Here is a 12,483-nt window from a genome sequence, read left to right on the forward strand (position 1 = left end):
GATCAAATATTTACCCTAACTTCTGCCCTCTCGCAAGATGTCGCGCAAATTGCTTCATCACCCACAAGTGCACATAGGCCTGCGTCACCTTATAGAAGTACCACGGCAGTCTGGGCCTAAAATCGTGAATGGCCGCGATGCACGCCGTTCCATTCAAAACTTCCCTGAATTCGAGTCTTCCTCGGCCGCTTTTTTTAGAAAACAGCCCTCCCCGCACATAAAAGAGCTCACGGCTCCCCCAACTGCGATCCGGCGAGTACTCCAAAACCAAAAGTCTGATGTAAGGAAAGCGGTTCGAGAAATAAACCCAGCGATCTTTAACTTCGACCTTCATGAACCCAGGCTTCATCACTGGCAAGTACGCCATGTATTCCTGAGCCACATCTTTCGCAGTCCACCCTTTTGGCAGAGGCATTCTTTGGACCGAACGCACTTCATGACGAGCCGACTGAGGTGCTTTAAACGCGTGGGGCTTCTTGTGAGAGTTATAGCGCTCCATCGCAAGCTTTAGTGCCTGATCGATTCCCATAAACTGATGACCAGGAATCTCCAGACGATGAGAAGGCCTGACCGTCAGACGATTCTTTAAACTTTCGATCAAGGGATTTACTAGATCTTTAGGCGCACCAGAAACCAAGCGCACCCACAAACCCGACAGATGTGGTGTTAGGAACGGAATTTCAATCAGTATACGCTTCACCCCTAAGATATCAGCGACCTTCAACATCATATCGCGGTAGCTGATAACATCGGGCCCACCCAGATCATAAACCTTGTCGTTGGTTTCTGGAGTCTCTAGGCAATACTTAATACTCGCTAAGACATCATCAACTGCAATCGGCTGACTTGGTGTTGAAGTCCACTGAGGGCAGATCATCACCGGCAGTCTTTGCACAAGACGGGTCATGATTTGAAAGGATGAGCCATTGGCGCCCAGAATTAAAGCGGCCCTTAAAATTGTTGTCGGAATTTCGCTTTTTAGAAAAACTTCTTCGACTTCACGACGACTTTGTAAGTGCTTTGATAGATTTTTAGTGTCTTCGGGAATCAAGCCGCCGACATAGATAATTTTTTTGACGTTGTTTTTCTTGGCAGCTCTTAAAAAATTATCGGCGACGATCAAATCGAAATCTTCAAAGGACCCTTGCGAAAGATGAGCCGAAGGACGCATGGAGTGCACCAGATAGATTGCAACCTCGGCTCCTTCCAAAGCTTTCTCTGCATCTAGCAAACTGAAAAGATCACAGTTGCGCCACTCGCAAGAACTCTGTTCTTCGACGTGATTGTGTTGAGACCTACTAAGTCCCACCACCGAGTATGTTCTTTTTAATTCCGCTATTAACGCTTTTCCAATGAAGCCACTGGCGCCAGCGATAGCAACACGCATAGATTCCTCAATTGCCGAGTTCGGCCATTATGTCCCAGCCAAATTTTGCCAGCTTTGCTTCGCCGATGCCATGGACATTTTTGAGGTCTTCCAGACTTTGAGGATTTTGGATTGCTAAATGTTTAAGGGTCTGGTCGCCAAACACCACAAAGGCAGGGACATCCAGCTCTTTGGCTTTCTCTTTACGCCATTTTTTAAGAAGCTGGAAACGTGCTTCCTGTGCTTCATCAAATTCCACTCCATTAAGATCAACTGTGGTTTTTGACACTTTCGAGCGAGTTTTAGTTTTGCTCGGAGCCTTAAGGGCCGCGACCGGACGAGAAATTTTACGCTCAGATTGAGGCAAGCACGTATCACAGTGCCCACACTTATCAATTCGTTGCGCATCTTTGTAGTAAGTTAGGATCTCTGCATGACGGCACTCACCGCCCTCTGCATAGTTCACCAATGCATCTAGATTTCTCCAGCGTGCATTTTTGATTTCTTTAGGAGCCTCAGAGCTTGTAATGAAGTAGGTTTGCAGGCCCTTATCTTTTTTTGAATACAACATCAAGCATGTCGAATCCAAACCATCACGTCCCGCACGACCCATTTCTTGATAAAGGGAATCGATATTCGCAGGCATTTGGTAATGGGCCACTAAGCGCACATCCGGTTGGTCAATCCCCATACCGAAAGCATTTGTCGCAACCAAAATACGCAGATCGCCACGCGCATAGGCCTCTTGAGTTTCCGTACGCTCACCCGTAGAAAGTCCCGCGTGATAGTAGCCCACTTGCGGAATTTTCTTTTTCTTTAAATGAGCAGCTAACTCTTCAGTCACTTTACGAGTGCCGCAATAAATAATCACACGGCCTTCAGGAGCTTGTTGAATGGATTGCATAAGCAAGGCCATCTTAGCTTCCTCGTCCGCACAGAATTCGACTTGGTAGTAAAGATTAGAACGATAGAATCCGTGTACGCGACGTTCAGGGCTTTTTAATTTTAAATTGATCGAGATATCCGCAAGAACCGTCGGAGTTGCTGAAGCGGTCAAAGCCAAGATAGGAACATCCGGGCGAAGTCGTTTCAAAATCTCTAGCTGACTATACTCCTCACGGAAATCGTGACCCCATTGAGAAACGCAGTGAGCTTCATCAATGGCAAAAACCGCGATCGCGCGATTCTGAATCCAACGTTGGAAGCCCTCCTTCTGCACACGTTCTGGAGAAAGGTACAAAAGATAGGTTCCACCCTTTTCGATGTCTTTGAAAATTTGGATTTTTTCTGCATCGGTTTGTCCTGCATAAAGGCAACCGGATGGAATGCCTTTCTTTTGCAAAGACATGACCTGATCCTTCATCAAAGCAATCAGTGGAGAAATCACAATCACCAGCTTATTTGCAAAAACCGCTGGGAATTGAAAACACAACGACTTACCACCACCGGTTGGCAAAACCGCCAACACGTCTTTACCAGATAAGATGCCTGAGATGATTTCCTTTTGACCAATACGGAACTGTGACAGACCAAACGAGGCCTGCAAAGTCGATTCAAATGTATTTGGGTCAAAAGAAATGGAGGGCTGGATCATAGAGCTACTTTCCTTGAAAATAGCCCTATTTTGCAATCAAGATTCCCGCGTTAAAGGGTTTTATTTTCCTTGCAACACGGGTCTCTGGGGGAAACTCGGACGAACTTAGTAGCGGCTCTCAAAATCGAGCTTTTCGATCTCTACGGTAGCCAGTTTGATCTGAGCAGCCTTTGTAAGATCCTTAAGCTGTTCGATGGAAGTCGCACTCGCAATCGGAGCCGTAATACTTGGTCTTTGCATCAACCAAGCTAGGGCAATTGTCGCAGGCTTCACTTGGTGAGCCTTTGAAATATCGTCCAAGGCATTTAGAATTTTGATTCCACGCTCATCCAGATAAGACAAAGCCTTTTCACCACGAGCACTTTTCTTAACGTCCTCTTTCGAACGGTATTTACCTGTTAAGAATCCACTCGCCAAAGAATAGTACGGAATCACGCCAACACTTTTATTTACACACAACGGCTGCAAGTCTTTTTCAAAGTCTGCGCGATCATGAAGGTTGTATTTGGGTTGTAGAGTTACGTAACTTGGGAATTTTTCTTTTTCGCTGATATGTAAACTCTGTTTCAAGCGTTCAGCATTAAAGTTGGAAGCACCAATAGCACGAACCTTACCCTCTTTAACCAAGGCATTATAGGCCGACAGAGTTTCCTCAATAGAGGTCTCCATATCGTCTGCGTGAGATTGATACAAATCGATATAGTCTGTCTTCAAACGTTTTAAGGAGTCTTCAACGGACTGTTTGATATAAGAGCCTTTAAGGCCCTTCTTGTCGGGTCCCATCTCCATGCCGACCTTCGTGGCGATGATGACCTTATCGCGGTTTTTACGCTCTTTCATCCAGTTGCCAATGATCTCTTCAGACTCGCCACCCTTATTGCCGGGCACCCAGCGCGAGTAAACATCGGCTGTGTCGATAAAGTTAAAGCCCTGCTCGGTAAAGCTATCTAAAATTGTAAAGGAAGTTGGTTGATCGATTGTCCAACCAAAAACATTTCCACCAAAGCAAAGTGGTGCGACTTCAATTCCTGTTTTTCCAAGTTGTCTTTTCTGCATAAACATCTCCTAAAAGAATCATAGGACTCATTTAAGAGATTGTCGTCAATATGACATTGAACACTGTGACGTAGTTAACCCGTCAAAGCTTTATTAGCTCTTTTCAGTCGTAAAGACAGGGTTTTTACGAGGGCTTTGGCCCAAGATGGTTTGGAGAAAATCACGGACTCCAAAGCTGACATCGGAATTTCGATAAGCTCTACTTCAGTGACGGCCTCAACAGTTGCGGAACGAGGCTCGTGATTAAAGTGCCCCATCTCCCCAACGAATTCACCGGGACCAATTTCACCTAAAGTGACACGTGAACCTGTGATGGCTTCCGAAGAGTACGCGCTCAAAGTTCCGTGCTTCACGATATAGACAACTTCCGTGTTGTCGCCCTCTTTGAAAAGGGTTTCGCCGACTGTCAAACTGCGAAGCTTGTACTGCGAACCTTCCTTAGTCGGTTTCGGAGCAATAATTTTAGAAACGACTTCGAGCAGAGCCCATTCCCTGTTTGGCTCTGATAGGAATGACAGACGACCCGATTGCACTTCTTGTGGAAACATATCGTGGTCTGGAACGTAAGACATCATCACCATGAAGATGTCGCTATTGTTTTTTTCTTTTAGAACTTTCGCAATGATATCGTAGCCGGAGCCCTTCGGTAGGTACTCATCAATGAAAATGATCTTGGGACGCACGTTATCGATTTTGTATTTAGCCCCGAACCAGTCGGCGCCATGAAAGATCGAGCAATTTGCAAAGTGCTTGTTTAAGACGTCAGATATAGCCGTGATTCTATTGGGATCACCACTAACGATCAAAAAGGTGTTTTTATCCTGGCTGCGGCCCATATGCTAAAACCTTCCATATTATTTTTGTCTCATTCCTGAGACCCACAGACGTGCCAGATAGGTTCTATTATCAACCCAAACTGTCTAAGCTTCAACTTTCTGTCAAAAAGATAGCTAGAAATTCTCAGGCTGAATCACCCGAAACGTTTCGATATGAGAAGGTGTTAAAGAGAATTAGTTCAACTGATAGCGGGCAAGGTCAGCTGCGAATTCCGCTCGAGATCGAGGGAACTGTTTATTAACTGCCTCGATAAGGGATGCTTTCATATTGTGATTTTCATTGTTGGCAATCACGGTCAAAAGACCTTTTTGGCAAGCTTGATAATTACCGCAATTATTCAAATAGATTTCATACGCAACCAAAACCGGTATGTAGTTTTGATCTGTCGTCGAAGCGATATTTCGTTGCTGTTCGTTCTGCGCTTGCTCCATCGTGATAGTCTTTTCAGGAGAAAAATCCAACGCCTCTGCCAGGGCAACCTCTGCCAATTTTGCATCCCCACCTTTTGCATTGAGCATGTCGAGCATTTCGACTCTTTCAAACGCCGGAGCATTTGCCGCTTGAAGATCACGATAGTAATCCCAAACAACTTCATTCTTATTAGATAGGTTTTTGAATTGCTCACGCAGTTTTTGCGCTTTGGCCTTCATTGCAGGATTCGTATCCGTCGAACGAGTGGCCCTAATTAAATCCACCAGCAGCTTTCTTTCCTTAGTATCCATGGGAACGTTCGTTACTGAGGCAACAGTTCTTTGCGGCACCGTTGCTGCTTTAGCTGAGTTGCTGTCGTGAGAAGGATGCGTTGGTGGAGCAGATTGAGATTCCTGGGTAATTGCATCTCGTGGAACGTCTGAATGATCGACGGTGTTCACGTTATCTTTTCTAAAAAAGTACACTAGGACAGCGGCAACCAAAACGATCGTTACAATAAAATGCTTCATAACTAGATTATCCCGGTGTCCCCTAAAGAATTGCAACTGGAAACAAGGTCAAGACTTTAGGCACCTATAACAAGTTCGACAGCTGCTTTCTGTTTTAATTCGTTTATCCAAGCAACGACCCCATGGTCCTAGTTTTGCTCTAACCCCTTTGTGTTTGGGGGTATAATGAAATTAGCATCAACCGCGTTATTTGCAGCAACTGTTCTCACATATAATATTGCTCACGGTGGAATCACCTGTACTTCTTCAGAATGTAAAACGGAGTCCATGCCGCTATTAGATCAAATGGAATCTTCTGTTAAATCTAAGTTTGGAAGTATGGCCTGCGTGCCGACGTCTTCAACAATGGTAATGGAAGCGATCTTTGCCGATAAAAAAGATATCGTGGCAGGTAGCTTCACTGACAGCATCTATCAACAAGGGTCTTACGGTGCCATCGTTTTGATGGGTAACGATATGAAGACCACATCGAAAAATGGTACTTACGTTAACGACGCTAAGACCACTTTCGATAAAATTGCGAAAGGCTTCCAAAGCGGCGCGAGCTCTTTCTCTTATCAAAACTCTAAAAAAACAATTTCTGCGGCAGGTTTGTTAGCAGATATGCAAGCCGGACAAGTGGGTTCTATCCTGTTCGCTTCTTATGTTCCTAAATGTTCAAGCATGGCGAGCGGTCGTCAGACTTGCAGCTTTACTCGTGAATACGGTCACTCTGTTGCCGTCCAAGCAGCCTCTGCTACTTCGGTACAAATTTACGATCCAAGTGATGAAAAGTGGACTTCACAGCTTTTGAAAATTGCTGATGACAGCGCCTTCAAAGATGCGACTTTGTCATTGCCATCACATATTGGTGCTGACGCTCGTATTTTGACTAAAAATTATTACACAAGAAATGAAGTGGACCTTGCGGAATACTTCTATGGTCTAAAAGTGGCTGCGGGCGAAGTGGTTGAAGCCCCCCCAGTGGTTGTTCAACCATCACCGCAGCCTCCGGTTGTAGTCCAGCCTACTCCGCAACCTCCAGTTGTCGTTCAGCCGACACCAAAACCAACGGTACCGGTTGTAGTTCAACCTACGCCAAAACCGACGACTCCGGTGGTAACTCAGCCTCCGAAGTCCCAAGTTTGGCAGCAATGGGTGAAATACTTCAAATCTAAGGGCAAAGTAGCGTCCCGCAGATAGTCTTCCCTATGAAAAAACCGGCAAACCGGGCGGCAGTTTCGACTGTCGCCTTGCTATTTTAGGGCTAAATAGGCTAGAACCTGAGCCCTATGATCAGCACTTCCAATGTCAGCCTCCGTTTTGGTGGCAAAAAGCTTTTTGAAGACGTAAATGTGAAATTCACTCCAGGCAACTGCTATGGCCTGATCGGTGCCAATGGCGCGGGTAAATCCACATTCCTAAAAATCCTAGCTAAAGAAATCGAGCCAAATACAGGTGAAGTTATCATCCCTGGCAGCTTGCGCTTATCGGTTCTTAAGCAGGATCACTATGCTTACGACGAATTCCCGGTTCTTCAGACGGTGCTTATGGGCAATGAGCGCCTCTACAAAGTCATGAAAGAAAAAGACGAGCTTTATGCTAAGCCTGACTTTTCTGAGGAAGACGGCAATCGTGCTTCTGAACTAGAAACAGTTTTTGCTGAGCTTAATGGCTGGGAAGCTGAATCTGAAGCAGGCGTTATGCTTGCGGGCCTTGGTATCGGCGACGACTACCACAGCAAACTGATGAAAGAACTCAATCCAGGCGAAAAGGTTAAAGTCCTTTTGGCACAAGCATTGTTCGGTCGTCCCGACATCTTGCTTCTGGATGAGCCGACGAATCACTTGGACATCTATGCTATCCAATGGTTGGAAGAGTTCCTTTTGAACTTCGACAACACTGTCATCGTGATTTCGCATGACCGTCACTTCTTGAACAAAGTGTGCTCGCATATCGCTGATATCGATTACGGTAAAGTGACGACTTTCACTGGTAACTATGATTTCTGGCGCCAAGCAAGCGAACTTAAACAACGTATGCTTTCTGACCAGAACAAGAAAAGTGCTGATAAAGCTGAGGAACTTAAGGCCTTCATCGCGCGCTTTAGCGCGAATGCCTCTAAGTCTGCCCAAGCTTCTTCACGTCAAAAACAATTGGAAAAGCTTGAGTTCAACGACTTGCCTGCTTCTTCACGTAAATCACCGTTCATCGGTTTCGATATGAAACGTGATTTGGGTAACGACGTTTTGGTGGTGGATAAGATCAACAAAACTTGGGAAGGCGAATCTGTTCTTAAAAACATCAGCTTCTCTTTGAAAAAAGGCGATAAAGTCGCGTTGATGGGTCGTAATGACCTAGCTAAGACTTTGCTTATGGAAATCATCGCTGGCGAAATGGCGGCTGATTCTGGAACTTACACATGGGGTATCACAACCACTCGTGGTTACTTCCCGACTGACAACTCTAAATACTTCCAAGGCAGCGAAGCTTCGTTGGTTGAATGGTTGCGTGAGTTCTCTGAAGACAAAGACGAAAGCTTCCTACGTGGTTTCTTGGGTAAAATGCTTTTCTCTGGTTCAGATGCGTTGAAACAACCAACAGTTCTGTCTGGGGGCGAGAAAGTTCGCTGCATGTTCTCTAAATTGATGTTGGAAGGCTCTAATATCTTGATCCTTGACGGTCCGACGAATCACTTGGACCTAGAGAGCATCACGGCTGTGAATGAAGGCCTACAACGTTTTAAAGGCACTGTGATCTTCACTTGCCATGACCACGAATTGCTACAAACAGTTGCGAACAGAATCATCGAAATCAACGAGACGGTTACATACGATAACCACATTGATTACGAAGGTTACCTTAAGGCTACACAAAAGCACTAAGACGGTCTTACAACTTAGAAAATAAAAAAGGCGGGTTACCCCGCCTTTTCTTTTATCTGCTGACCGCTGATGGTTCAAAACCCATTTCCGACCAAGACATTGGCTGGAATGGCAAGCGAATCACTTTGTACCAAGGATCGCGGTACTGCTCGACTTTCAAAGATCCCGCATCAAACTTCCAAGAACCGTTCTGCTTCGTCGCAGAGAAGCTGATAGACATCTTGTAGTCATTGCTACGCAAAAGGATGTTTGTTTTAAACAAGCAAGAATTAGAGATGTTACCGATCAATTTCACTTTGATTCTTGTATCGCTGTCGCTGAACTTATCCCAGTGAAGGTTATAAAGAACAGAGCCTGTTGGCTTTTTGCTGATCAAATCCAAATCTGGAATTGGCAATACAGGGATTGGAACCGAGAAACGGTAGCACATCGCCTCGTTAGCCACAGCCTTAGAGATATCGACAACGTCATCACCCACGCTCAAAAGAACGTCAGGATAAGCCGTATAAACGTCTTTAGTTAAAACCATGGCAGAAATGTCGTTGCTCCACGGAAGAAGCGGCGTAACCGCCATCTTAGTTTGCAGAAGCATTGAAATACGAACGCCCAACAAATCTAGTTCTTCGTGAGTGTAACCACCGTAGTGATGACCGAATTCGTGAACCAAGATTGCCACTGCTTCTGGAATAGAAACCGCAGTGTATTGGCCATCAGAACCTTTACTGTAAAGAAGATCTGAATTGATATAGATCGGAGTATTCGGTGAGCTGCCAGTTTTAGCAACGCGAACCAAACCATCGATCATAAAGAAGCCTGGAGTTTTTTGCTCAGAACCGAAATACAACAGACGACCTTTAACTTCTTGTGGAAGACCTTTTGCGATCTTTGCGATGATCTCGCGCTCACGCGGGCTCAATTTGCAGCCATCAGAAGTCAGACAGATCTCAATGTATTGATCCAAACGCTCGTAAGCATAAAGAACGTTCTTTTCAGCGATGCCGCCGCCGTTATTAACCCAGTCACCACCAGGCCCAGCAAATGCGCTTACAGACAAAGACGCAACAAGCGCCAATACAGTCTTTTTTAGAACACCAGAGAACTTAAACATTTTGATCCCCCGTAGGATTCTCAAGTTTCGTTAACGGAAAAAGTTGAAACGAAAATGTGTAAACTTCAGATAACGGACCGTCTTGTAGCAGATCCTCTACCTTTTTTCGAGCCTTAAATATCACGTCTTGTACCAGTGGAAGTTTTGCAGGATTCACTGCCACCGTCATAGAGTAGAATTGCCTTTGGTCGACCGAATCACGGTGGAGTGATTGCTCTGCTAGATGCAAATTCTGACTGTGGTGCTTACGTATTGCAGATGACGGCACATCCTTACTTGTTTGAAACTTATCTGTTCTTACAAGTCGCGTGCGATTCTTTTTTACCAGTCCCATTCTGAGTAAACGCTCTAGGGCCTGATCAGCTTCTTGCTCTGTTATACCAAGTCTTTTTGCAATCCATAGAGGGCTAGCTCTATTTTCAGATAGCTTCGCAAGATTCATAATCGCTAGATAATGCCAATCCGCGATCAGACGGAAAGTATCTTCCTCCATCAAGAGGCGCTCATCTATTTCAACTTTGCTTGAGCCCTGTCTGTACTCAGCCCAAAGAAGCTCTCTCTCTAGAGGAGAAACCAACAAACGCTCCATGACTTTCTCTAAATTCGATTTAGAGAGAGACCTTCTGTCGCCCATGACATCAGATAATGTCGTCGAGCCAATTCCCAAATCACGTGCGAACGCTCGTAGAGAATAAGACGAATTGCGGGTTTGTCGCCTTGCTAATTCCTGCATCAATAACTTTTTTACAGTGATTTCCATGGAACCTATATAGACACAAAACTCTAATAACGCAAGTGTTCGGGACAGTTTGTCCCGATTCGCAAACTCGGGACACTATGTCCCGTTCGGGGTCTAGACATCCTTTTTGAACAGGAATATCTACTGATCCATACCGCAGCAGCGGAAAAGTTAACGAACTAACAAAAACAATCCTAAGGAGGATTAAAATGAAAAAAGTATTCTTGGCTATCGCAATGGTTCTTGGTGTTTCTCAAGCTCACGCTTACACAGCTCCAGCATGGGCTTGTAACTTGAACTTCAAAGGTACTGCTTCTGGTATCAAAGTTATCCTTGGTAACTACCAATACAATGGTAAAGGTACATTGGCTTGTATGTCTCCAACGGGTCAAACTGCTGAATACCCAGTAACTGTTACAATGAAAGCTAAGCCTTTCTCTCCACAAATCGCATTGGGCAAAATGGAATTGACTGGTCAAGCTGCTGAAATCGCACTTTTCGACTCTAACCCAGAATCAATCCTTGGTACTTACTATGTAGCTCAAGCTCAAGGCGCAATCCTTGGTGGCGTTGGTGTTATCACTGCGACTCGTATCGACCTTCCAACAATCGCTCTTAAAGTGTCTTTCCAATTCGCTAAAGGCTTCGGTGTAAACCTTGGCGTTAACAGAATGGAAATCGCTCTAGATCAAGACCGTAACTAATTCATTGAGGAATTGGAAAGCGTGAATCCGACCGACCGGGGAATTTAAACCTCCCCGGTTATCCTTTCGCGAGATTTTTTTAGATTAAATTAACCACAAAGGTGATTTCAATGTTCACAGAACTATCCGGAGAGGCGATCGCCCTTCCAAACTCAATCAAAAATAAAGAGCTATTTATGAGTCAACCAATTCAAATCGGCAATTACCCAGATTACCGTGATTTTTTAAAGGAAAAATTTTCTGTAGAGAAAGCAAAGAAATACTCGTTCTCCCTACAGTACTGCGCGGACCGCCTTCACGTATCGAAAACTTTTGTGAAGCTTGTGTTCGACAAAAAGAGACATCTTTCAATGGATACACTTCCACGTTTGTGGGATCTGTTTAAGTTGGATGACAAAGAACGTCTGCATTTAACATTCTTGTTCTGCCACACAATTTCCGACAGCGATTTGTTGAAACACCAATTCGAAGTTGTCATGCAAAACGTTCAGAACGAAACACTGAAAATTTCTACCGCAACAGAAGTCTCGTATTAGCCTAGGTCCGCCTCAATTTTTTGTACGCAAGAGTACACTGTGGGCAAGTTTAACCCACTCGCAAATTGAGGTGCGACATGAAAACAAGCCATCACGTAACATGTTTCAGCCTTTCGCTACTGCTACTTGTAGGAAACTCTGCAAAGGCTGAAGTTTCAACATACATCGACGATGACCGCATTCCTAACATGCTGGAACATATCGATCCCTTCGATCCAAACGTTGAACAAATCTTGGATCAGTACGACAAAATCTACGAACAAGAAACTGGGAAATCTGCCCACATCAATACTGTGATGGATGACATCATTGGACCCTTTGGCGGATGCCAACGTGGTGGATGTGCTATTTGGGCCCAAGTCGTTAAAAGCTCGCAGCGCATGTATCTATACGTCAACGGAACTGTTCGCGGATCGTGGGCAGTATCTACGGGCATCAAGGGTTACGGCACTCCGAACTTTGACCGACATCCAAACGGTCGCATCTATGATCGCTACACCTCAACCAAATATCCCGAAGGTGATTACAACGGATTAGGCAATATGCCTTATGCTGTGTTTATTACGGGTGGGTATGCCTTGCATGGAACACCTAAAGGCAATTGGCCTAAATTAGGAACGCCAGCATCGCACGGATGCATACGCATGCACCCCGATAATGCTTACAGCTTTAACCGCATGGTTCGCTCTTATGGTATCAGCCGAGTTTGGATCACGGTTCAATAGATAGGTGGATTTT

At 45.0% G+C, this 12,483-nt stretch carries 12 protein-coding genes; 5 read left to right on the forward strand and 7 right to left on the reverse strand.

Annotated features, from left to right (window positions below; all coding sequences use genetic code 11):
* Window positions 1-10 precede the first annotated feature (10 nt).
* From ACLVWP_RS17455 to ACLVWP_RS17475, 5 genes are all read right to left on the reverse strand, one after another.
* On the reverse strand, window positions 11-1,387 hold the full coding sequence (locus tag ACLVWP_RS17455; RefSeq protein WP_413558939.1) for an NAD(P)H-binding protein: 1,377 nt from the start codon (window positions 1,385-1,387) through the stop codon (window positions 11-13).
* Between the two features lie 7 nt (window positions 1,388-1,394).
* The gene (locus tag ACLVWP_RS17460; RefSeq protein ID WP_413558940.1) at window positions 1,395-2,960 is read right to left on the reverse strand and encodes a RecQ family ATP-dependent DNA helicase; all 1,566 of its coding nucleotides are present in this window, start codon (window positions 2,958-2,960) and stop codon (window positions 1,395-1,397) included.
* A gap of 105 nt (window positions 2,961-3,065) precedes the next feature.
* Window positions 3,066-4,016 carry an aldo/keto reductase gene (locus ACLVWP_RS17465; protein ID WP_413558941.1) on the reverse strand — a complete coding sequence of 317 codons (951 nt, stop codon included), beginning with the start codon at window positions 4,014-4,016 and terminating at the stop codon, window positions 3,066-3,068.
* Between the two features lie 74 nt (window positions 4,017-4,090).
* The gene (locus ACLVWP_RS17470) at window positions 4,091-4,852 is read right to left on the reverse strand and encodes a cyclic nucleotide-binding domain-containing protein (RefSeq protein WP_413558942.1); all 762 of its coding nucleotides are present in this window, start codon (window positions 4,850-4,852) and stop codon (window positions 4,091-4,093) included.
* Between the two features lie 174 nt (window positions 4,853-5,026).
* Window positions 5,027-5,794, reverse strand: a complete 768-nt coding sequence (locus tag ACLVWP_RS17475) for a hypothetical protein (RefSeq protein ID WP_413558943.1) — start codon at window positions 5,792-5,794, stop codon at window positions 5,027-5,029.
* A gap of 165 nt (window positions 5,795-5,959) precedes the next feature.
* On the opposite strand from ACLVWP_RS17475, the gene ACLVWP_RS17480 reads away from it, so the two are divergent.
* Complete coding sequence (locus ACLVWP_RS17480) at window positions 5,960-6,976, forward strand: hypothetical protein (protein WP_413558944.1); 1,017 nt, start codon at window positions 5,960-5,962, stop codon at window positions 6,974-6,976.
* A gap of 89 nt (window positions 6,977-7,065) precedes the next feature.
* Window positions 7,066-8,658, forward strand: coding sequence for an ABC-F family ATP-binding cassette domain-containing protein (locus ACLVWP_RS17485; protein WP_413558945.1), 1,593 nt, complete (start codon window positions 7,066-7,068; stop codon window positions 8,656-8,658).
* Between the two features lie 52 nt (window positions 8,659-8,710).
* Here ACLVWP_RS17485 and ACLVWP_RS17490 read toward each other — a convergent pair whose 3' ends face one another.
* Together ACLVWP_RS17490 and ACLVWP_RS17495 are read right to left on the reverse strand one after the other, a co-directional pair.
* Window positions 8,711-9,766 (reverse strand): hypothetical protein, encoded by a 1,056-nt coding sequence (locus tag ACLVWP_RS17490; RefSeq protein ID WP_413558946.1) that lies wholly within the window; start codon window positions 9,764-9,766, stop codon window positions 8,711-8,713.
* The gene (locus tag ACLVWP_RS17495; protein ID WP_413558947.1) at window positions 9,759-10,526 is read right to left on the reverse strand and encodes a DUF4423 domain-containing protein; all 768 of its coding nucleotides are present in this window, start codon (window positions 10,524-10,526) and stop codon (window positions 9,759-9,761) included. The genes ACLVWP_RS17490 and ACLVWP_RS17495 overlap by 8 nt, the downstream gene beginning before the upstream one ends.
* A 188-nt stretch (window positions 10,527-10,714) precedes the next feature.
* Here ACLVWP_RS17495 and ACLVWP_RS17500 point away from each other — a divergent pair, with 188 nt between their 5' ends.
* From ACLVWP_RS17500 to ACLVWP_RS17510, 3 genes are all read left to right on the forward strand, one after another.
* The gene (locus ACLVWP_RS17500; protein WP_413558948.1) at window positions 10,715-11,209 is read left to right on the forward strand and encodes a hypothetical protein; all 495 of its coding nucleotides are present in this window, start codon (window positions 10,715-10,717) and stop codon (window positions 11,207-11,209) included.
* A 110-nt stretch (window positions 11,210-11,319) separates the two neighbouring features.
* A complete protein-coding gene (locus ACLVWP_RS17505; protein ID WP_413558949.1) occupies window positions 11,320-11,745 on the forward strand; it encodes a hypothetical protein in 426 nt (141 codons plus the stop codon).
* A gap of 77 nt (window positions 11,746-11,822) precedes the next feature.
* Window positions 11,823-12,470: a L,D-transpeptidase gene (locus tag ACLVWP_RS17510; protein WP_413558950.1), complete on the forward strand. Its 648-nt coding sequence runs from the start codon at window positions 11,823-11,825 to the stop codon at window positions 12,468-12,470.
* Window positions 12,471-12,483: the final 13 nt, after the last annotated feature.

Source organism: Bdellovibrio sp. HCB209 (genome assembly GCF_047306065.1).
Lineage (GTDB): Bacteria > Bdellovibrionota > Bdellovibrionia > Bdellovibrionales > Bdellovibrionaceae > Bdellovibrio.